Below are 21,687 nucleotides of genomic sequence, written 5' to 3' on the forward strand. Positions count from 1 at the left end.
ATAGCATTTTGCTCCGCATGGTGCCTTTCAGCAGAGTGTGCCGGAACGAAAGGTTAACATAGGAAGTTCCGTTACTGCACGGCCCCAATTGAAGGTGCTAACACGTTAAAAGGCAGTTTATTGTAATCCAGCAGATCTATTAAGTGCCCTGCCAGCCCTTTATTTTTAGCTGCTGAACTATTTGTCAAAATCAAAATGGTTTTGTTAAAGCCCGCGGCCGCGTCATCACCATAATAAATATTTTTATTGGCCACTGCTTTGGCCTGTATGGTTGCATCAGAAAATTGAAATATGCGGTGTTGTATTCCCGATGGTGTATAGGTATTAAACAGCATGTTGTTATATACCTCCTGGGTAGACCCGGCAGGCATAACATAGTTATCAACCAAGCAAGCGCCAAATCCGGCATCATGTTCGTAGTTCAGGTCGCCCGCGGTATTATTAATAAGCTTTATGTTTACGTAAGTGGTGTTAGGCGCGGCAGCCACGTTAAGGCCCATGGTTGATTGCCACTCAAAAGGGCTGTACTTACGCGACCCCAAGGCAATGTTATTATATATTAAACAATTTGCAGGGGTAGCGCCAAAACTTAACGACCACAACCTTATCATGTGCCCCTGATAGTTTTTAGCGTAATTGCGGTAAAAGTTGGTGTTGCCAATAACAAGGAAAAAGCCATTGTCATTGTTATTGGTAGGGTTAATATTGGTAAAAGTATTATCGTGTATGCTCATGGCATCAGCAGCGCCTGCAAATACCAGGTGGCCCGCGTTGCAATTGGTCCATTGGTTATATCCAAACTCAATGTTTTTGCTTAGGTCGGTAACCCCGGTAGTTGTAACCTGCCCGCCTAATTGGGTAGTTCCGTCGCAATTGTCAAACTTGTTGCGTAAAAATTTAAGGCCCATGTTTTTAATGGAAGCATCGGTGCCATTCCACACAGTGCCACCAGCGTTTAGTGCTATGGGGTAGTCGCCAATGTTTTTGTACGAAAAATATTGCAGCGTTACATTTTTATTGGTGCCCGATATGGATGTGGGGCGGTAAAGGTTATCATGTATATAAAAGCCAAATTCGTCTTTTGACCCATTGCCGCTTATCACCAGGTTGCTGCAATTGCTGTAATTTAAACCTGCACCCAGGTTTTTAGTGCCACCTGCATAATTACCCCCATCCATCTCGACAATACCATCGCCGTTTTTTATGGTGATCTTTGTTTGGGGATTAATGTTTTTTATATTGATTGTGCCATACGTGCCGGCGGTAATTACAATTAGCGAGTTTTCTACATAGGTTGCCGAGTTGCCGTCTATAGTAAGATTACCCTTTCCGGTACCTACATTATATACCTGGCTGAATATTTCCTGTGTTGTTACATCAGGTGGTGCACCCGGTGGGGTACCAGGTGGTACAGCCGTCGCGTCGATCCATTTTTTACATGAAAATGCGCTAAGCGAAAGAACCAGGATCAGAAAAAGGTATTTTTTCATAAACGCTATAGCAGGCTAAGGTACAACAATTTGCAATTTATTAAATGCGCAAATATACCTGCCGGATTTTCTGACCTGCTGATTCGGATTTAAATTGCGAGTGTTAGAAAGATTAAAAAAAGCGGTGGGGTGGCGCGATTCGCCTCTTGAGAGGGGTGTAGGGTGTGTTTTACGTGTGCTATACACACCCCCGCCATAGCGCTTCCTTACGCACCCCCTCTCAAGAGGGGAGTTTTGGCGGACATAATTTCTTCCGAACACATCTGAACAACAAAAAAGCCGCTAAAGCAATGGCTTTAACGGCTTTTTGTTGTGTGCTGCTTGCTAATAAATTACTTCTTATAATATTTCATAGCCTCGGGTATCGCTTTTTGAATGTTAGCTATACGGGTTGCATCAGCAGGGTGAGTACTTAAAAACTCTGGCTGCGACTGACCGTTTTTTTGCGACGCCATGCGTTGCCAAAAGGTAACCGCGGTATTTGGGTCGTAACCGGCCATCGCCATAAAAGTTAAGCCTAAACGGTCGGCTTCTGTTTCCTGGTCGCGGCCATATTTTAATAAAGCCAGCTGACCGCCAACGCCATACAGCGCGTTTATTATATTGGCAGATGATTTATTGTTGGTAGCAGCGCCTACTATGCTGCCGCCTGCCTGTGCTGCCAACTCCTGAGACATACGCTCGGCAGAGTGTCTGGCTATGGCGTGCGCAATTTCGTGCCCCATAACTACCGCAAGGCCCGCGTCGTTTTGTGTTACGGGCAATATGCCGCTATAAATGGCCACTTTGCCACCCGGCATGCACCATGCATTTACTTCCTCGCTTTGTATTAAGTTAAACTCCCAGGCAAACTGGTACTGGTTAGCATAACCATTTTGATTAAGGTATTTTTCAATAGCCACGGCTAATTGTTGCCCAACGCGCTTTACACGCTGTGCATCTGCACTGTTGGTGCTGATCACTTTGGTTTTAGGATCAGACAGTAATTGCTGGTAACTGGCTGCAGCTGCCTGATTTATTTGCGAATCGTCTACCAGGCTTAATTGCCTGCGCCCTGTTAACGGCACGGTTGAACAGGAGTAAATAAAAGTGACGGTTAGGAGGGCAAGGATAAATTTTGATAGTTTCATAGGATAAAAATCACTAAAAAATAGATGTTAATTTCACTATTAACTCAATAAAATACAGAATGTTTGATTGGGAAATTAAACTTCTTTTTTCTTAAAGAAATTAACTTTTGATTCTTTGCCCCTGATAAGGCGCTCAATGTTTTTTTGATGGGTAACCAGTATTAAAACGCACATGCACATGCCGTATATAATAACTGATTTTATATAGGTAGGGAAAATAAAAGTAACGCCGATGGGATACATAAAGCCTGCCATTATTGAACCTAATGATACATAACGCGTGATAAGTAAAACGGCTATGAAAACCGATACGCAAAGCAGGGCCGAGGGAAGGTTAACAGCCAGTATCATACCAAACAAGGTGGCAATGCCCTTGCCACCGCGAAAGCCTGCAAAAACAGGAAACAGATGCCCCATAACAGCGGCTATACCCAAGGCAAGCTGAAAGTTAGTGAATGGGAGTGAGCCAACCGGCCCGGTGGTAGCAAGGCCTATCATATAGGCAAGGTTAGTGGCTGTCCATCCTTTTAAAATATCAAGCAGCATTACAGGTATGCCGGCTTTTTTGCCCAACACCCTAAAGGTGTTTGTTGCGCCTGCATTGCCGCTGCCATACTCCCGTACGTCTATATTAAAGAAAGCTTGTCCTATCCAAACCGCCGTAGGAATAGAGCCAAACAGATAGGCTAAAATAAGTACGGAAATAGAATTGACATTTATCATTCAAAAAACAAATTAAAGGCGATCAGTACACTTAACAAGTTTAGTAATATTTAGCGCGGTTGCGCAATATTTTTTGATATATATAATATTTACAGCTGCAATAAAAATTACTAATAAGCGGCTTTCAAACTCAGATCAAGGCTCTTTACGGAGTGCGTTAGCTCGCCTAAAGAAACATAATCAACACCACAATTGGCAAAATCACGTACGGTATCGATCGTTATTCCGCCGGATGCCTCGGTTATATACCGGCCCTCAATAATATCAACGGCCTGTTTAAGCTCTGCAAAATTAAAATTGTCAAGCAATATCCTGTTAATGCCGCCGGTAGCTAATACCTGTTCCAACTCATCCAGATTGCGCACCTCAATTTCAACAGCCAGTTTTTTGTTTTGTTGAGATAAATATTGGTGGGTGTTTTCAATGGCATTTCTAATACCTCCCGAGTAATCAACATGGTTGTCTTTTATCAGGATCATATCATACAAACCAAAGCGATGATTAACCCCGCCGCCAATACGCACCGCCCATTTTTCAAGGTAACGCATGCCCGGCGTTGTTTTGCGGGTATCTAATACTTTGGTATTGGTTCCTTTAAGCAGGTCAACTATATGCCGGGTTTTTGTGGCAATGCCGCTCATGCGTTGCATGCAGTTAAGCACAAGGCGTTCTGCTTTTAGTATGCTTTGTGCGTCGCCCGTAACCCATAAAACTATATCTTTTGGTTTAACAAGCGTCCCGTCGGGTATTAATACCTCTACCTTCAAAGCGGGGTCAACCTCGTTAAATATCAGCAGGGCAAGCTCTACTCCGGCTATTACGCCTTCATCTTTAACCAATAGTTTAGCTTTACCTTGCGTGCCTGCGGGTATGGTTGCTAATGACGTATGGTCGCCGTCGCCAACGTCTTCGGCCAGGGCATTTGTTATAAACCTTTTTAAAAGTTCGGTATCCAATTGTACAGGGGTTTTTACGCCTCAAAAGTAATAACATTTTTTATATGCAGGCAATTTACAGCAGTAAGATAAGGCGCGAGGGGTGGTGTTGGGTTGATGATTAGTAAGTTACGGTGGTATTTATATCCCTCTCTCAAGACGGGAGCCTTAGTGTAGTATTATTTAATTCGCTATTAAAATCCAAAACCCAACTGCACGCCGCCGTGTATCAATTGAATATTCTGCGAAGAAACGCGGCTAAACGGAACTTTTATAAACGGGGCAAAATTTAGTTTGCCACGGCCAAAGTTTATTTTCTTTCCGGCAGAAAGGGTGTAAAAGCCCACATAGCCACTTAACTTTTCGCTACTTTTCTCGGTGATCTCCTCGGTTACAACGCTTATGGTATTAGCTAAGCCATTGGCCGAAACGGTACTCACAGCACGGTTGTTAAGATAATTGTAAGACAGGTCATTAGCAATTACCGACATGGCCGATACCCCGGCACTAACATAAAATCCGTTTTTTGTTTTGTATTGAAAACTTAAGGGAATTTCAAGGCCAGAGAGGGCTAATTTTGCGCCCTGTAAAGTTTGTGCAGACGTTGAAGATGCAGCTGCCGGTTTTGTACTGTATGACGTGTTATATCCCTGTAAGCTATAATTTGGCGAAGCGTCCATAAGGCCGCCGCCCCCCCTAGTTGATGATGCATTTACATAAGTATAGGACAAACCGCTGCTAACAGAAAGGTTTTTATTGATGTTGTAAGCTACCTCTACGCCGGTACCAAAATTCATTTTCTGGTTCCCTACTGATGGCGATAATAATACCGCGTAACTTAAATTTTTATGCTTTTTCTCATCAACATCAATCGGTTTGGGTTTATTCAGGTTGGCAAGGCTGTCATAATTGAGCCTTTGCGTGCCCCTTTCATACCGCTTAGGCTCAGTATTTACCGTTGGCGGCGCATTAGTAACAGGCGCATAGGTAATAGCAACGTCAGCATCAAGCGAGCTTTTTGATGGAGTAACTGTACCGGCGATGATAGCAGGGTCTGTTTTTACCTTCACCACTTCGGCTACGTTACCTGAAACTGAAGGATTTTTAAATTCATCAGGTTTACTTACCTGCGGCAAGGCTTTTACAACAGCTTTCTCCCGTAGTATTTGTTCAATAGGTGCAGGTTGTTGCGTTGTGGTTAACGGTAAAGCGGCGGTCGCGGCACCGTTATCGCCTTTTTGAGGCACAACAGGTTGCTCAGCAAGCAAACTGTCGTGTCCCGGGCTATTTTTAGGATGGATGTAGGGTGGTTTTGCAGTATTCTTTGTTTGCTGATCTTCTGCGCCATCTTGTTTAACAGGTACAAAAAGCCACGCGGCGTAACCTAAGAATAATAATACCGCTGCGGCGGCCAGTAGCCTTATATATACCAGGCCGCGCGTACGCTTCTTCTTTTTCACAAATTCTTCCCACGCGCCGGGTACGTAAGCATCCTCGTGAGTATGCAGCACGTTACCTATCTCGTTAAACAGATCTTGCTCGTTCTTCATCGTGCGTGTTCGTTACGGTTATAAAGCGCCGCGAGTTTTGCTTTTGCCCTGGTTAAATATACCCGGCTGGTACTTGCCGGAACATTCAGCTTAACGGCTATCTCCTCGTGCGAGAATCCCTCAATTTCGTGCATATTAAATATAAGCTGTTGTACTTGGGGCAGGCAGTCAATAAGCGCTAAAATGTCCTTATAACTCAGGCTGTCGGGTGCTTCTATACCTATATCGGCCTTGCTTTCGTTGGTTATATCTTCCAGGTATATAATGGAGCGCTTGGCGCGTATGCGGTCAATAGCAATGTTGGCGGTAATACGGCCAATCCATCCTTTAAAAGCTTTCTGCTTTTCATCCGGCGGGCCGTTAAACGCGAAACTATCCAACTTTTTAAAGATACGAACGAATGAGTCGTTGATCAGCTCAACAGACTCATTGCGTTCTTTAGTATACCTGTAGGCCACACCTGATAGATAGCCAAAATAAGTTTTGTACAAAAGTTCTTCACTCCTGAAATCCTTTTTTATACACCCCTCAATCAGTTTTTCTAATGTCAGCTCCTTATTTCGCACAAGCAAATATCATAACATGGCCCCTATTTAGTGCAAAAAAAGCAGCCTTACTTAGTAATTTATAAGCACATCGCCGCTTAAAGCTGTGGCGCCTGTACCGGTGTAAAATCCTTTTGCTACAATGGTGTAAATGCGGCCTGCCTGTATGGTTACAGAAGGAAGTAGAACTTTATCAACCGTTGAACCATTTTGGCGGATAACGAAGTTATAGTTTTGGTTACCATCAACAGCTCCAAAGTCACTGCCGGATTTGTACGCGGTGTTGCTTATAACGGAGGTGCCGGTGCTGGTTACAAGGTCAAGCGCCGGAGAGCCGGGGCTCATGTTAACAAACCTTACATTAGCCTTGCCTGCAGGAGGATTAGATAACTTATCCTCTAAAATAACAAACTCAGAAGTTGCCCACGCGCCGGTTAACCATATTGAATATATGGAACCCTCTTTCAATGTTATAGTGGTATTGGTTTTTTTAATTTCGCGCTGATAAGCGGATATCTCTCTGCTTCCTGAATAAGCGTTAACATAGTAGCCGTAAGTACCATACCCTACCGAATCGGTATTTAACAGGCTGCTGTTCAATTTAAAGATAAGTTTTGGCGCATCCGGCGATACATGATAAACCGCAAGAGTTGATGTAGGGTCTGAAGGGTCGTTATTTTGCTTCGCACAACCTGCTGCCAGTAACACCGCAGCTATCCCTAACGCTAAATTTTTAAATGTTTTTAAATGTTTCATGATAGTAAAATTATAAGTTATCGTGGTATTAAACGAGGGTGAACTTCGTTTCGCTACAGCCACCTTAATTTTTTTAAATAGGATAACAATAAAGATACAGCCTGTCTATTTAACTTTTTCGGCCTCTATACGCAATTTAATTAATTGCATGGTGTTGTTTTCATTCTTCAGATTAAAAGCCACACGGTAAGGCCCCTTAGCTGTCGACAAAATAACAACGCCAAAATTGTAAGCGCTGCCGTTATTTATTTTATGAAGCAATTTACTGCCAACAGGTTTATTTTGCGCGAAGAATTTTTCTAACATGGCCGTAGCCGCCGCTTTGGAGTAGGTGTCGGGCTCTGCTGCCGGCATTTCAATTTCAACTTCGGCAGGGAAAAGCTTGGCTAGTTCATGCACGGCACCTTTGCCTATTAGTTGGGCAACAGTGTCTACTGCGTCAGATGGTGATGGAGATATCAGCAAAAACGCAATTAGCGGCAGGTAGAGTAATTTCATAGCAGGTAAGATAAGGTGAACAACGTTTGCGCAAATAAGCGCGGCCATAAATTATAATGTATAGAACGCTACATTTATATTTGCATTGTGAAAAATACGAAAAAACTAGCATTAATTATATTAGACGGCTGGGGTTATGGCCGTAACGATCAATCTAACGCCATCTTAGCGGCTAAAACACCATTTTTTGATCATCTGCTAACTACTTATCCCAACTCAAAGCTTGAAGCTTCGGGCATGGCAGTGGGTTTGCCGGATGGGCAAATGGGCAACTCAGAGGTTGGCCACATGAATCTGGGTGCCGGTCGGGTGGTTTACCAGGAACTGGGCCGCATTAACAAAGCTGTTGATGAGCACCAACTGCCGGGCAATGCTGTGTTAAAAGACGCCTTTAACTACGCCAAACAAAATGGCAAGGCCGTTCACTTTATCGGGCTGGTGTCCGACGGTGGCGTGCACTCGCACATCAAACATTTAAAAGGTTTGTGCGATGCCGCAGGCGAGTATAATTTAGACAACGTTTTTATTCACGCGTTTTTAGATGGTCGTGATACCGACCCTAAATCGGGTTTGGGTTTTATTACCGACCTGGAGCAGCATATCGCGGGCACAAAAGTTCAACTGGCATCTGCCATTGGCCGTTACTATGCTATGGACCGCGACAATCGCTGGGAACGCGTTAAACAGGCTTATGATGTGATGGTTAACGGTATAGGCGAAACGGTTGGCAGCATTACCGATGCCATTAAAAACCAATACCTGCAGGATGTAACCGATGAGTTTATGCCGCCGATAGTTAAAACTAACGCTGCCGGGCAGCCGCTTGCTGTAATTAAAGAAGGTGATGTGGTGATCTGCTTTAACTTCCGTACAGACCGTGGCCGCGAGATAACGCTGGCGCTTACCCAAAAGGCTTTCCCGGAGTACAACCTGCATCCGCTTAATTTGTATTATGTTACCATGACCACTTATGATGAAACCTATCATAACGTTAAGGTGATTTTTACTAAGGATGACCTGACGCAAACGCTGGGCGAGATATTACAGGATGCCGGCAAGAACCAGATCCGTATTGCCGAGACAGAAAAATATCCACACGTTACCTTTTTCTTTTCGGGAGGCAGAGAAGCGGAGTTTGTTAATGAAAAACGCCTGCTAGTGCCATCGCCAAAGGTAGCTACTTATGATCTGCAGCCAGAAATGAGCGCGCAGGGCATACGCGATGCCATTGTGCCCGAACTGCAAAGCGGCTGGGCCGACTTTATTGTACTTAACTTTGCCAATACAGACATGGTGGGCCATACCGGTGTATTCAGCGCGGTTATAAAAGCAGCCGAAACGGTGGACGCCTGTGCGCAATCAGTTATAGAAACCGGTATAGCCAACGGCTACTCGTTCATTATTCTGGCCGACCACGGTAACGCCGATTATATGGTAAACGATGACGGATCGCCAAACACGGCACATACCACCAACCTGGTACCTTGCATTGTTATTGACAATGATGTTACCCATGTAAATGATGGTAAGCTGGGCGATATTGCGCCAACCGTATTAAAAATATTAGGCGTTACTATTCCTGCCGAGATGAGTGGGCGAGTTTTAGTATAAACATATTTTGATATTTATGATAAAAGCCGTCCCCACAGTACTGTGAGGATGGCTTTTGTTGTTTTAACCCACTGTGTTTTTGCGAGCGATAGCGTGGCAATCCCAAAGCGATAGGTAATGAAGCGGTAATAATATGCTGTTGATAATTTAAGCGGTTAAAATTTTGTCGGTCCAAGCTGCAAGCTTGGACAGGCGCGTTATTGGTCTAAGTTGATAAACTGGGGCCTACATGGGTAACACCCACAATGACATCATATAATATTTAAAAAATAAGTAAATTTCGAAATGAATCTTTTATTGCTTTTCTATAGCTGTTTACTGGTACTGTTTTCCTGCAGTGATTGTAATCAACGTCAGGAACAAGATACAAAGCTCTTAAACTACAAGTATTTTACGATGGAGGTGCCTAAAAATTGGAAGCGGGTTGATGTTAAAGGCATCGACTCGTTTGTTGGACGCATTGATATTGATTCTGCTAAATCAATTGGCTTTAACATGGGTTGGTATTGCGACAACCTGGAAGAAGGCAAGTTTACTGATTACTACAATATAGACTTTGGTAATGTATACATTCCGGATACCAGTAAAAAACGAGCTACGGATAACACTACTTATTGGAAATACTTTGGGAAGGCCGACAGAGCTACAATAGCAAAGGTGAAAAGGCAAGTATCAGTTTACACCAATATTGATCAATACCGTGCAAAAATAGTTACGCCTAAAGTAACAGGTATAGGCATTACGGGCGTTTACATTGATAGCTTATGGAAAGCCGGAGATAGCCCAGAAGGGTTTGTGCTTTGCGGTGAAAACCTCACATTTAAGCAACAACGACAACTTTTGTCTGCTATTAAAACTTTAAGGTTTTACCAAAAATCAAAGTAATTTGCTCCGCCAAAAGGGCAGTTTGTAAGCAATTGGGTCTCTAATGCGGCAACCTACCCCTAATCATCCCATACAAATAAGTACCCAGCAACGCACCTATTATTACAATAATCATGGTTATATAACCGTAACCCACGTTTACAAACATAGGGCCGGGGCAGGCGCCGGCTAATGCCCAGCCGAGGCCAAATACCAGGCCGCCGAGGATATATTTTTTCCAGCTCTTGTCTTTATCAACGAAGACAATGGTGTTACCTTCAGAATCATTTACTCTAAACCGTTTTATAAGATACACAGCAAGCGCACCGAGAATGACCGCTGTGCCAATAATGCCGTACATCTGGAACGATTGAAAGCGAAACATCTCCTGGATCCGGTACCAGGATGCGGCCTCTGATTTTACCATCACAATACCAAAAACTACACCGGCAAGTACAAACTTTAATCCTTTCATAACTTAAAATATCAGCGGGAAAAGTAAATGCGTCATGATAAGTCCCCCTGCAAAAAAACCGATAACCGCCAACAACGATGGTAGTTGTAGGTTAGATAAGCCGCTGATAGCATGGCCTGAAGTACAGCCCCCGGCATAACGCGAGCCGAAGCCTACCAGCAAACCGCCTGTTAATAGCAAAAGCACGTTCTTTACAGAAAGCGCCTCTATGCTGTAAAGTTGAGCGGGGTTAAGTTGCCCGTCAAAATGCAGACCCAGGGCATTCAGATCTTTTATTGTTGCGGCAGAAAGTTGCAGCGGCGCGTCACTTTTTAAAAGTGTGGAAGATAGTACGCCGCCCAACACTGCACCTGTTAAAAATAAGAGATTCCATTTTTGGGTCTTCCAGTCAAAATCAAAAAAACTTGTCCTTTTGCCGGCACCCATTATGGTACACAGCGTTTGCAGGTTGGAGGAAAATCCGAATGTTTTTCCGAAATACAGCAATGCAACCATTATAGCGGCAATTGATATGCCCGACGCGTACCAGGGCCACGGTTGTTTTAAAATGTCAAGCATGTTTTAATAGCTTTCTGCCCGGCAAATGTACGTGATAACATTGCGCTTTTTTCCATTGGCCCTAATTTGCAATTAAGAAGGGTCAACTAACGTTTAGAAAAACATATATTTGAGATCAAATCTATCCTGAAAACTTACGGCCAATTACGTTTCTTATCAGTTTGAATAGACGCTAACCTATAAACAAAATAAAAATGCAAACAATTGTACTTTCCGCTGCGCGTGCCGCTGTTAACGGGGCACTTAAAATAATGAGTACGCCGCTGCCGCATACCCTGCATTACTGGAATAATACCAACGATACCATAACCTGGAATTGCGAAATACCACAACCCGGAAAGTATCTCATCAAACTTAACTATTCGTTAGATAAGCATTTAACCGGAGGCATAGTACAGATTGCTATAGGGGAGCAGAGCATAACGTTTGAGACAAGTACCACAGATAGCTGGCTTCACTTTCGAGAGGTAGATGCAGGAGTTATAAGCATTGAGCAGACAGGCAGGTTAAGCGTTGAACTTAAGGGCGTGAAATTGCCTGTGGCAAACGATAGCGCATTTCCGGATATTCATACCGTATCGCTTGTGCTAACGGACTGTGTAACCGAATAAATTAAACAGGAAATTATTATTGTAATGATGAAAGGACTGGTTGTAACAACAGATCACCGGGCAGAGTTAAAAAATATCTCATTACCCAGCCCGGGGCCGTTTGAAGCGTTGGTTAAAATTCTGGCCTGCGGCATATGCTCAACTACTGATAGCGAATTGATAAGAGGTACCCAGCCCAATAATAGCGAATACCCATGTCTCCTTGGTCACGAAGGCATTGGCGAGGTTATACAAATTGGTGCTAACGTAAAATATTTTAAAACAGGTGATTGGGTAACACGCCCTGCCGGAATTTTGCCGGGTACCACCCGCGATGGATTAACCAGCGCCTGGGGTGGTTTTGCAGAATACGGCCTGGTTACCGACTATAAAGCGTTGGCCGAAAGCGGAAGCAAGGCCATGCTTAATGATTATACCGCATTAAGGCAAAATGTATTAACAAACGGGCCGCAGGTTGGCCTTGCAGCCTCTGTGTTGTCTATCGCTTTGGCAGAAACTTTAGATTGGTCTGAAAAATTGAGTATGGCCAACAGTACGGTTTGCGTTAACGGTACAGGTATAGCAGGGTTGAGTTTGGTTTTATGGGCCAAATTAGCAGGTGCAAGCAAGGTTATTGCCTTAGGCAGAAGAACGGAACGCCTTGCATTGGCAAAAGAACTGGGTGCTGATGAATTAATAAACATAAGCGACAAGACGGGAATTGATGAAGTAAAGGCGCTAAGTAACGGAGGGGTAGATGTTTTTATGGAAGCTACAGGCGTGGCCAGCCAGATGGAGGTAGCGATCCGGTCGCTTAAGCCGGGCGGAACGGTTGGCGTTTATGGTGTTGCTACTGATAACATATATAAGCTGGATTGGAGATGGTTTCCGCCGGATATTAGATTTATGATGCACGAGCCGCAGGAACATTTGGCAAGAGCGCGCGTTATTGATCTGATAGCGAAGGGTAAAATACCCGTTGAGAAGCTGATGACGCACAACTGGCCATTAGACGATTTTCAGCAGGCATTTGATGCCGTGCAGGCCGGTAAAGTAGTTAAAGCCATGCTCATCATCGCCTGAAAAAATTAATTTTTTTTTATCATTGCGAGGTACGAAGCAATCGCACGGAGAAAAGCCCGCATGCAAAGTTCGCTATTGCGTCGTACCTCGTAGTAACAACCCGTATCTATTTTACCCTCGAGAGCTATCCCACCAAATCCGGATTGATGAGAAGACTCCTTAGCACTACTTCGTTTTCGTAAAAAATCTGTACATCAACGCCATAAATTGGGTTTTACCGGCTGTAATTTGCAGTTTTAGGGTGCTCAAAACCACGGGCGAAAAAACCATTGTAACCATTATGAAGACATCATTATTAAAATTCATTTTTATACTAACGGCTGTGTTTTACAGCGCTGCCACCTACGCCGAGAACGGTTATGACCTTTGGTTGAGGAAAGGCCCTGCAAAACCCGTTAAGGTGGTTGTATCAGGTAAAAAGTCGGCCATACTGGATGCGGCAAAGCAGGAGCTTACCGAATTTTGGCAGGGTACGCCAAATGCCACAATACAACTGGTAGTGAAAGCAGACAAGTCTCTTAAAACCGACGGCTTTAAAATTAATGGGAACGTAATTACCGCCGGTAATGATGCCGGTGTTTTATATGGTGTGTATGATATGCTGCGCAGGATGGCGAGCGGACAGTCAACAGACAATGTATTGAGCAATCCATCGTACCAGCGTCGCGTGCTGAACCATTGGGACAACCCCACCGGCAATATAGAACATGGTTTCGCGGGTAAATCCATCTTCTGGCGTAACGAGAAGGATTCGGTAACCGTTAACGCCGGCGATCTGAGCCGCTGGAAGGATTATGCAAGATTGAATGCATCAATAGGTATTAACGGCGCGGTTATTAATAACGTAAACGCGCAGCCAATGATGTTATCTGCCCCTTACCTTAAAAAATATGCTGCCATTGCCGCGGCTGTGCGCCCTTACGGTATGAAGATCTATATGGCGCCTAACTTCGCTTCGCCTATACGCCAGGGTGGTTTAAAAACAGCCGATCCGTTGGATCCGGAAGTTATAAAATACTGGCAGGCAAAAGCAAAAGAGATCTATGCCCTGATACCCGATTTTGGCGGCTTTTTAATAAAAGCCAACAGCGAGGGCCAACCCGGTCCGCAGGATTACAAGCGCACCCACGTAGACGGTGCCAATATGCTGGCAGACGCGCTTAAACCTTACGGCGGTATTGTTATGTGGCGCGCGTTTGTATATGCACCAAACGATCCGGACAGGGCAAAACAGGCTGTACAGGAATTTATGCCTTTTGACGGGCAGTTTAGAGATAACGTTATTATCCAGGTAAAGAATGGTCCGGTTGATTTTCAACCGCGCGAGCCATTTAGTCCGTTGTTTGGTGCCATGAAAAAAACTTCGGTAATGCCGGAGTTTCAAATTATGCAGGAGTACCTTGGGCAGGCTAAGCACCTGGTGTTTTTATCTACCATGTGGGAGGAGTGCCTTAAAAGCGATACTTATCAAATGGGTGCAGGCAGTACCGTTGGCAAGGTTACCGATGGTAGCGTTTATCCGCAGAAATATACGGCTATCGCCGGAGTATCTAATATCGGCTTAGACAGCAACTGGACGGCTCATCCCTTCGCGGCGGCTAACTGGTACGCCTTTGGCAGATTAGGCTGGGATAACACACTTACCAGCGCGCAAATTGCCGACGAATGGCTGAAGCTAACCTTCGCGCCGGTTACAGATGAAGGCAAAGCCGCTATGGCTGGTAAAAACTGGGATGCCGGCTTTTTGGCCCCGGTTAAAAAAATGATGCTGGATAGCCGCGAAGCAGCTGTTAACTATATGATGCCGCTGGGCTTGCACCACCAGTTTTCGGCTTATGACCATTATGGCCCCGGCTCGTGGTATGCCCCGGCCCGTACGCGTGCCGACTGGACGCCGCCATACTATCACAAGGCCGACAAGCAGGGCATTGGTTTTAACAGAACCGAAACCGGTACCGACGCGGTTAGCCAGTATCATGAGCCATTGTCCAGTACTTTCTCGTCATTAGAGAATGTCCCTGAGATGTATTTGCTATGGTTCCAGCATGTGCCGTGGACGTATAAAATGAAAAGCGGCCGCACTCTGTGGGATGAACTTTGCATTAAATACGATACCGGTGTTAAACAGGTAAGGCAGTTTCAGGTAGTTTGGGACATGGCACAACCATTTGTTGATAAGGAGCGTTTTGAAAATGTACAAAGTCGCCTGCGCATACACGCGCGCGACGCGCAGGTATGGAAGGATGGCAGCATCCTGTATTTCCAGACATTTAGCGGCATGCCCATACCATACGAAGTTGAACGCCCCGTGCGCGATCTGAGTTATATACAGAGCGTAGCGCCGGCGAGTATCAAGTAAAGTTACAGGTCATTAAAAACAAATAGCGATGGGTTTTAAACCCATCGCTATTTGTTTTTAAGCGATAGGGAAATATGCTATTCGCCTGTAGTCTTGCAATAGGAAATGCACTTAACTTGTCGCTCTTATTAGATCCTTCGCTATCGCTCAGGATGACAAATAGGATTTCTGATATTTGTAACACTGCCAAATAACCCTAATTTAGCGCAATGAAGCACTGCTTACATAAGTCTGTTTTTATGATGTTTGGAATAGTTGCGACAATCTTCTCATTCCCTTCCTGCAAACCCGACAACCTAAAGCAAGGTGCTGTAAAGGAATACTTTGATATTAAAGGCTACTTTGAAAATAGCGCTGCGCATTTAAAAAAGGAGCGTAAAACCATTACCAAAACCGTTGTGCATAACGGAAAATCCGAGAGCAAGCAGGTTGAAATTGGTAATTGGGAGGCTGAGTTGGCTTTGTTTACAGAGTCTGACATTAACAAACCGGCCTGGAACGGCAGCTATACAAAACAAGATAGCGCCGCGGTCATTACTTACACGGCTAAGGATGCTGATTTAAGAACGCGTCGCATACTGATTGATAAAGCGAAGGATGGAAGCATCAAACAAATAACCATCAACAACCAGGTTAATAATGCATTATACAACACCCGCGAAACCCTTAATTATTTCCCGGATTCGGTTTATACAATTGAAAAATATCAGAAAGTAAAGTTGCTGGGCGCCAATACCTATAAAATAACGGGAAAGTTTTAATTAGTGATGCCCTGTAGCAGTGGCTAACTTATCCTTCGTCACATCCATAAGGGATGCTATATCACCGCGGCCCGGGTCGGTATCTAAAACCTTTTGCAGGTCGTTCATGGCGGCTTTTAATGAGTTAAGTCCGCGTGTTTTGTCGTATGGTTTTGTTGCTGTTTCTAACTTAAACATCCCGTAATCGCGGTAAGCAATGGCCCTGTTCTGGAAAAAACTCGCAATTTTTGTGTCGGTGGGGCTAAGATTAATGGCTTTGGTAAAATCAACAATAGCGCCTAACAGATGTTTTTCTTTGTCAGTCGCCAGTTGGCTGCCTTTGCCCAGCCGGTATTTAGCCATAGCGCGATAGTAAAAGGCCGCAGCGTCATTTGGAGCAATAGCAATTTCTCTGGTAAACGCGATTATAGATTTTGGTAAATTATCACTGTGGTAGTAGGAGTATCCTAACATCCAAAGCGCATTGGCATCGGTAGAATCTATCAGACAGCCTCTTTCCAGCTGCTTTATAGCTGCCTTAAAATTACCGTCAATATAGGCCTGCTGGCCCATTCTAACATACGCGTTTTGCGACGCCGCATGCTCAATTGACGAGATAATTAAAAAAGATGCAATTACCGTTAACCTCATTTACGCTTAACTGTGGTATAAATAACAGTATACAAATAACTTATAATACTTTAAATTATTATAAGCAAAAGCAATTTTATTTAAAATAAGCGGCTTATTAATGCAAGAGTTTTCCACATTGCCTCCTGACTTTTTTTCATATTAAACATTTCAATCAAAATAAATGTTTTGCGTACCGCATTTTCGTAAATTGCATATAATCAATTTAATATCCGGTGGGCAGGCAGGTGATCTGCATCTTGGCATATTAGTTGAACCATAGTGCTATATTAATTTAATTGCATGCGTCAGCATAATTTGGCGGTCATTCTTCGTTTAGATGCTGACAATATGACGTTTAACAGAAAGGTGTCTTGATGAGTTTTGATCCGTTTGATTTTAAGAATACAATGCCCGTTATAAATGAAGATTCTGAGTTCTTTCCGCTCATGTCATCAGAGGATGAAGAGGAAATGAACAATGAACAAGTGCCTGACGTTCTATCCATACTACCTTTACGCAATACTGTTTTATTTCCGGGCGTTGTAATACCCATTACCGTTGGCAGGGATAAATCCATCAAACTAATACGCGACGCGAACAAAGGTAAACGCATGATAGGTGTGGTTGCCCAAAAGGATGTTGCTTATGAGGACCCTACTTTTGATCAGTTAAATAAGGTAGGTACTGTTGCATTGATCATAAAGATGCTGCAAATGCCTGATGGTAACACCACTGTTATTTTGCAGGGTAAAAAGCGTTTCTTTTTAAAAGAAGAAGTACAATCTGAGCCTTATATCAAGGCCAGCATTGAGCCGTTTAAGGACGCGAAGATCAAAGAGGACCGCGAATACAAAGCCATGATATCGTCTATAAAAGACATGGCGATGAATATTATTCAGATGTCTCCGAATATTCCCAGCGAGGCCGGTATTGCTATTCGGAATATTGAAAGCACATCGTTCCTTATCAACTTCATATCGTCAAACATGAATGCCGATATGGCGGCTAAACAGCAGTTGTTAGAAACATCTAACCGCCGCGATCTGGCCAACAGGGTGTTAGAGCATCTTACAACCGAGCTGCAAATGCTCGAGCTGAAAAACCAGATTCAAACAAGGGTAAGGGTTGATCTGGATAAGCAGCAGCGCGATTACTTTTTAAATCAGCAACTAAAAACTATTCAGGAAGAGTTGGGTGGTAACACGCCCGATCTGGAGATAGACAGCCTGCGCCAGCGTGCTGCCAAGAAGAAATGGAACGTTGAGGTTAAAGATCATTTTAATAAGGAAATAGAGAAACTGGCGCGTACCAATCCGGCTGCTGCCGATTACTCCGTGCAAATAAACTACCTGGAGCTTTTGCTTGACCTGCCCTGGAACGAGTTTACCAAAGATAACTTCGATCTAAAACGCGCTCAGAAAGTGTTGGATAAGGATCACTTTGGCTTAGATAAGGTAAAGCAACGTATAATAGAATATTTAGCTGTATTAAAGCTGAAACATAATATGAAGGCGCCTATACTTTGTTTGGTTGGCCCTCCGGGAGTTGGTAAAACATCGTTGGGTAAATCTATTGCCAAAGCATTGGGCCGTAAATATGTGCGTATGGCATTAGGCGGCATACGCGATGAGGCGGAGATCCGCGGGCATCGTAAAACCTATATTGGCGCTATGCCGGGCCGTATTATACAATCGGTTAAAAAAGCGGGCGCGGCTAACCCGGTATTTATTTTAGATGAGATAGATAAAGTAGGAAGTGATTTCCGCGGCGATCCGTCATCTGCTTTGCTGGAGGTGCTTGACCCGGAACAGAATAACTCGTTTTACGACCATTATGTTGAGATGGATTTTGACCTGTCAAACGTAATGTTCATTGCCACAGCCAACTCGTTAAGCAGCATTCAGCCAGCCTTGTTAGACAGGATGGAGATCATAGAAGTTAATGGCTATACCATTGAAGAAAAAATTGAGATAGCCAAGCAACACCTGTTGCCCAAACAGCGCGAGGCGCATGGCTTGAGCACTAAAGACGTAGCGATAAAGCCCGATGTTATTGAGAAACTGATTGAGGATTATACGCGCGAATCGGGTGTGCGTGGGTTGGAAAAGAAGATAGGTTCGGTGGTACGTGGCGTTGCTAAAAGTATAGCAATGGAAGAAACCTACAACACCAGCGTAAGTAAAAAAGATGTAGAACGTATTTTAGGCGCGCCGATATTTGACAAGGACCTTTACGAGAACAACAATAACGCGGGCGTTGTTACCGGCCTTGCCTGGACAGCCGTTGGCGGCGATATTTTATTTATTGAAGCCAGCCTTAGCCCGGGTAAAGGTAAACTAACACTTACCGGTAGCTTAGGCGATGTGATGAAAGAATCTGCCGTTATTGCTTTGGCCTACCTGCGGGCACATGCCAGCCGTTTTGGCATTGACGGCCGCTTGTTTGACCAATGGGATGTGCATGTTCACGTTCCGGCGGGTGCAACACCTAAGGATGGTCCTTCGGCCGGTGTAACCATGCTTACGGCTTTAACATCGGCATTTACACAACGCAAAATTAAACCGCATCTGGCCATGACAGGTGAGATAACCCTGCGCGGGCGCGTATTGCCCGTTGGTGGTATTAAAGAAAAGATATTAGCGGCTAAACGTGCCAATATTAAAGAGATTATTCTTTGCAAATCAAATCAGAAAGATATCCTTGAAATTAAAGAGGGTTATATTAAAGACCTGCAGTTTCATTACGTTACAGAAATGCGCGAGGTAATAGAACTTGCGCTGTTAAATGAAACCGTGACTGACGCGATAGATCTGACCGTAAAGGAAGCTGTGAAACCTGAGTTGAACTAAGGCATCGTATTCATAACAAAAAAGCCGGGGAGTGATTTCCGGCTTTTTTTTATTTTTGTAAAATCAATGAGCTTAAATTTAAAATTCCACATAATAGCAGCATGTTTAGTTGCTGCGTTTTTAACCACTAACGCGCAAACCCATAGCAGCGAAATAGGCCTGCAAAGCGATAATGACTCGTACCTGCTTCAGGGTTCAGACCGTTATTATACCGACGGTATTTTTCTGTTTTACAGGCACGCTCTAAAAACAAGCAGCAACGCGGCACTGCAAAATAAGGTGCTTGGTTTTGAGCTGGGGCAAAAAATATATAACCCGCAAACCGGTAATATCCCATCGGCTAATACGGTGGACAGGCCTTTTGCCGGCTACTTATACGCAGGTGCATCATTAAATTTGCTGTATAAAAATGAAAGTAACCTTAAGCTTGGCGCGCAGATAGGTATGATAGGCCCTGCCGCCGGTGGCGAAGGAGCACAAAAGTTTGTTCATAATACATTCGGCTTTTATTCCCTTAATGGCTGGATGTATCAAATTAAGAATGCGTTTCAATTAAATTTATCTGCGGAATATAACCGGCTGCTTGCGCGCAGCGATGGCTTTGATGTTTCTGCAAGCGGCTATGCCAACTTAGGCACAGGCTTTACCGGGGCAGGAGTAGGGCCGCTGTTTCGTTTAGGAAAATTGGGGCAGCTGTTTAATTCCATCAGCACACAAAGTACTGCTATAGCTAAAGAAAATGCGCCGCAAACCAACAACGGCGAGTTCTTTGTACATTACAAGCCGCAGTTTAATTACGTAGCGTACGATGCTACTATTGAGGGCGGATTGTTTAATAAAAAAGAGACAGGTTCGCTTGAGGTAACGCGCGTACCTGTTCGTGCTATATTCAGCAACCAGGTGGGTGTGTCGTTTGTTAGTAAACGTTGGGTGATAGATTATACGGCTACGTTCCCTACAAGTGTAGTAAAACCTCAGCATTACAGCCAGCAATGGGCCAGTATTACGTTGCTTTACCGCTTTAATTAGGTATCAAAATTCTTTTTCCGGTTTTCCTTTTTCTGCGACGTGATCTTTTTACCGGCAAGCCTGGCTTCTTTTGCCTGCCTGCTCACTTTGGTGGCTTTACGGGGTTTAGGTTTTTGTAATGAACGCACAAGCAATGTGCTTAACCGCTCTAAAGCTATCTCCTTATTTAATAGCTGGCTGCGTTCCTCATCGCATATTACCTGCACATAACCATCTTTGTTAAAGCGCGATTGCAGTTTTTGGTTTATCAATAATTTTTCTTCATCTGTAAACAGCGCAGAGTCGTTTACAGAAAACAGTAGTTCTACTTTGGTTGAAACCTTATTTACATTTTGCCCGCCTTTGCCGCCGCTGCGCGACGTTTTGTAGCTCACTTCTTTAGCCAGGGCCGCTTTCGAAAAAATCATGACGCGAATTTAGTTAATAGTTGATTAGGTGAGTGGTTATTATTGAATGGCTTTTGCACACCGGCCTGAATAACCTCTTACCAAAATTTAGTATCTTAGCGGCGCATGAGCAAAAATATAATGGTGGCCATTGATGGCTATTCTTCGTGTGGAAAAAGTACGCTGGCAAAGGCGCTGGCCAAAGAGCTACATTTTATTTATGTTGACAGCGGCGCTATGTATCGCGCCGTAGCCTTATATTTTTTGCGCAACAATATCGACCTGAAAGATGAGCACCAGATAAAGGAAGCATTGAATAATGTGCACCTTAACTTCCACTCTCGCGATTATCAGACACATATAACGTTGAATGATGAAGAAGTATCTGAAGAGATAAGGTTGATGCCGGTATCTGATATGGTGAGTGCAGTAGCCGCGCTGCATGATGTGCGTGTTGAAATGGTAAGGCAGCAGCAGCGCATGGGCAAATCAAAAAACGTGGTAATGGATGGGCGCGATATTGGTACCGTTGTATTCCCCGATGCCCAGGTAAAGTTTTTTATGACTGCCGACCCTAAAATACGCGCCGAGCGCAGGTACAAAGAACTGCTCCCTAAAAATCCGGAGATAAGTTTAGAGGATGTGTTTGAAAACCTGGCGCACCGCGATTACCAGGATACTACCCGTGCCGAAAGTCCGCTAACCAGGGCTGATGATGCCATTATATTAGACAATACAGACCTGACCCCCGAAGAACAATTAGCGTTTGCTATTAGCAAGGTTAAACCGTTTTTAGATAACCTTAGTTCACGGTAATATCCAAATTGCGTTTTTTTGTCATTGCTTCGTACCTCGCGATGGCAACTCTTTTGGTTCGTATGGT

21 protein-coding genes are annotated in these 21,687 nt (G+C 44.1%); 9 read left to right on the top strand and 12 right to left on the bottom strand.

The window, feature by feature from the left end; all coding sequences use genetic code 11:
- Positions 1–71: 71 nt before the first annotated feature.
- From ACFQZS_RS06465 to ACFQZS_RS06500, 8 genes are all read right to left on the bottom strand, one after another.
- The gene (locus tag ACFQZS_RS06465) at positions 72–1,490 is read right to left on the bottom strand and encodes a hypothetical protein (RefSeq protein WP_377098426.1); all 1,419 of its coding nucleotides are present in this window, start codon (positions 1,488–1,490) and stop codon (positions 72–74) included.
- A 332-nt stretch (positions 1,491–1,822) separates the two neighbouring features.
- Positions 1,823–2,620, bottom strand: coding sequence for a M48 family metallopeptidase (locus tag ACFQZS_RS06470; RefSeq protein WP_377098428.1), 798 nt, complete (start codon positions 2,618–2,620; stop codon positions 1,823–1,825).
- Between the two features lie 75 nt (positions 2,621–2,695).
- Positions 2,696–3,343: a glycerol-3-phosphate 1-O-acyltransferase PlsY gene (gene plsY, locus ACFQZS_RS06475; RefSeq protein ID WP_377098430.1), complete on the bottom strand. Its 648-nt coding sequence runs from the start codon at positions 3,341–3,343 to the stop codon at positions 2,696–2,698.
- 110 nt (positions 3,344–3,453) lie between these two features.
- A complete protein-coding gene (nadC, locus tag ACFQZS_RS06480) occupies positions 3,454–4,299 on the bottom strand; it encodes a carboxylating nicotinate-nucleotide diphosphorylase (RefSeq protein WP_377098432.1) in 846 nt (281 codons plus the stop codon).
- Between the two features lie 173 nt (positions 4,300–4,472).
- A complete protein-coding gene (locus ACFQZS_RS06485; RefSeq protein WP_377098434.1) occupies positions 4,473–5,828 on the bottom strand; it encodes a hypothetical protein in 1,356 nt (451 codons plus the stop codon).
- Positions 5,825–6,394, bottom strand: coding sequence for an RNA polymerase sigma factor (locus ACFQZS_RS06490; RefSeq protein ID WP_377098436.1), 570 nt, complete (start codon positions 6,392–6,394; stop codon positions 5,825–5,827). Before ACFQZS_RS06490 ends, ACFQZS_RS06485 begins: the two co-directional genes overlap by 4 nt.
- Positions 6,395–6,445: 51 nt before the next feature.
- Entirely contained in the window at positions 6,446–7,129 is a 684-nt protein-coding gene (locus ACFQZS_RS06495; protein WP_377098438.1) for a DUF4397 domain-containing protein, read from the bottom strand.
- Between the two features lie 105 nt (positions 7,130–7,234).
- Positions 7,235–7,627 (bottom strand): DUF4783 domain-containing protein, encoded by a 393-nt coding sequence (locus tag ACFQZS_RS06500; RefSeq protein WP_377098440.1) that lies wholly within the window; start codon positions 7,625–7,627, stop codon positions 7,235–7,237.
- A gap of 87 nt (positions 7,628–7,714) precedes the next feature.
- Here ACFQZS_RS06500 and gpmI point away from each other — a divergent pair, with 87 nt between their 5' ends.
- Together gpmI and ACFQZS_RS06510 are read left to right on the top strand one after the other, a co-directional pair.
- Positions 7,715–9,238, top strand: coding sequence for a 2,3-bisphosphoglycerate-independent phosphoglycerate mutase (gene gpmI, locus ACFQZS_RS06505; protein WP_377098442.1), 1,524 nt, complete (start codon positions 7,715–7,717; stop codon positions 9,236–9,238).
- Positions 9,239–9,634: 396 nt separating this feature from the next.
- Positions 9,635–10,123 (top strand): hypothetical protein, encoded by a 489-nt coding sequence (locus ACFQZS_RS06510; protein WP_377098444.1) that lies wholly within the window; start codon positions 9,635–9,637, stop codon positions 10,121–10,123.
- A 40-nt stretch (positions 10,124–10,163) separates the two neighbouring features.
- On the opposite strand, the gene ACFQZS_RS06515 is transcribed toward ACFQZS_RS06510, so the two are convergent.
- Both ACFQZS_RS06515 and ACFQZS_RS06520 read right to left on the bottom strand, forming a co-directional pair.
- Entirely contained in the window at positions 10,164–10,577 is a 414-nt protein-coding gene (locus ACFQZS_RS06515) for a DUF6691 family protein (protein WP_377098446.1), read from the bottom strand.
- Between the two features lie 3 nt (positions 10,578–10,580).
- Positions 10,581–11,135: a YeeE/YedE family protein gene (locus ACFQZS_RS06520; RefSeq protein WP_377098448.1), complete on the bottom strand. Its 555-nt coding sequence runs from the start codon at positions 11,133–11,135 to the stop codon at positions 10,581–10,583.
- Between the two features lie 194 nt (positions 11,136–11,329).
- On the opposite strand from ACFQZS_RS06520, the gene ACFQZS_RS06525 reads away from it, so the two are divergent.
- The 4 genes from ACFQZS_RS06525 (at position 11,330) to ACFQZS_RS06540 (ending at position 15,928) form a co-directional block, all read left to right on the top strand.
- A complete protein-coding gene (locus ACFQZS_RS06525; protein WP_377098450.1) occupies positions 11,330–11,746 on the top strand; it encodes a DUF5077 domain-containing protein in 417 nt (138 codons plus the stop codon).
- Positions 11,747–11,770: 24 nt separating this feature from the next.
- Positions 11,771–12,808 (top strand): zinc-dependent alcohol dehydrogenase, encoded by a 1,038-nt coding sequence (locus ACFQZS_RS06530; protein WP_377098452.1) that lies wholly within the window; start codon positions 11,771–11,773, stop codon positions 12,806–12,808.
- Positions 12,809–13,088: 280 nt separating this feature from the next.
- Positions 13,089–15,167 (top strand): alpha-glucuronidase, encoded by a 2,079-nt coding sequence (locus ACFQZS_RS06535; RefSeq protein ID WP_377098454.1) that lies wholly within the window; start codon positions 13,089–13,091, stop codon positions 15,165–15,167.
- A 209-nt stretch (positions 15,168–15,376) separates the two neighbouring features.
- On the top strand, positions 15,377–15,928 hold the full coding sequence (locus tag ACFQZS_RS06540; protein WP_377098456.1) for a hypothetical protein: 552 nt from the start codon (positions 15,377–15,379) through the stop codon (positions 15,926–15,928).
- Here ACFQZS_RS06540 and ACFQZS_RS06545 read toward each other — a convergent pair whose 3' ends face one another.
- Complete coding sequence (locus ACFQZS_RS06545) at positions 15,929–16,558, bottom strand: tetratricopeptide repeat protein (RefSeq protein ID WP_377098458.1); 630 nt, start codon at positions 16,556–16,558, stop codon at positions 15,929–15,931. It abuts the gene before it with no gap.
- A gap of 356 nt (positions 16,559–16,914) precedes the next feature.
- On the opposite strand from ACFQZS_RS06545, the gene lon reads away from it, so the two are divergent.
- Together lon and ACFQZS_RS06555 are read left to right on the top strand one after the other, a co-directional pair.
- Positions 16,915–19,389 carry an endopeptidase La gene (lon, locus tag ACFQZS_RS06550; RefSeq protein WP_377098460.1) on the top strand — a complete coding sequence of 825 codons (2,475 nt, stop codon included), beginning with the start codon at positions 16,915–16,917 and terminating at the stop codon, positions 19,387–19,389.
- 66 nt (positions 19,390–19,455) lie between these two features.
- Positions 19,456–20,418 carry a lipid A deacylase LpxR family protein gene (locus tag ACFQZS_RS06555; RefSeq protein WP_377098462.1) on the top strand — a complete coding sequence of 321 codons (963 nt, stop codon included), beginning with the start codon at positions 19,456–19,458 and terminating at the stop codon, positions 20,416–20,418.
- Here ACFQZS_RS06555 and arfB read toward each other — a convergent pair.
- A complete protein-coding gene (gene arfB / locus ACFQZS_RS06560; RefSeq protein ID WP_377098464.1) occupies positions 20,415–20,825 on the bottom strand; it encodes an alternative ribosome rescue aminoacyl-tRNA hydrolase ArfB in 411 nt (136 codons plus the stop codon). The two genes, ACFQZS_RS06555 and arfB, sit on opposite strands and share 4 nt — an antisense overlap.
- A gap of 105 nt (positions 20,826–20,930) precedes the next feature.
- Between arfB and cmk the strand changes: the two genes are divergently transcribed.
- Positions 20,931–21,620 (top strand): (d)CMP kinase, encoded by a 690-nt coding sequence (gene cmk / locus ACFQZS_RS06565; RefSeq protein WP_377098466.1) that lies wholly within the window; start codon positions 20,931–20,933, stop codon positions 21,618–21,620.
- The last annotated feature ends 67 nt before the right edge of the window (positions 21,621–21,687 follow it).

This window comes from Mucilaginibacter calamicampi (assembly GCF_042676765.1).
GTDB classification, from domain to species: Bacteria; Bacteroidota; Bacteroidia; order Sphingobacteriales; family Sphingobacteriaceae; genus Mucilaginibacter; species Mucilaginibacter calamicampi.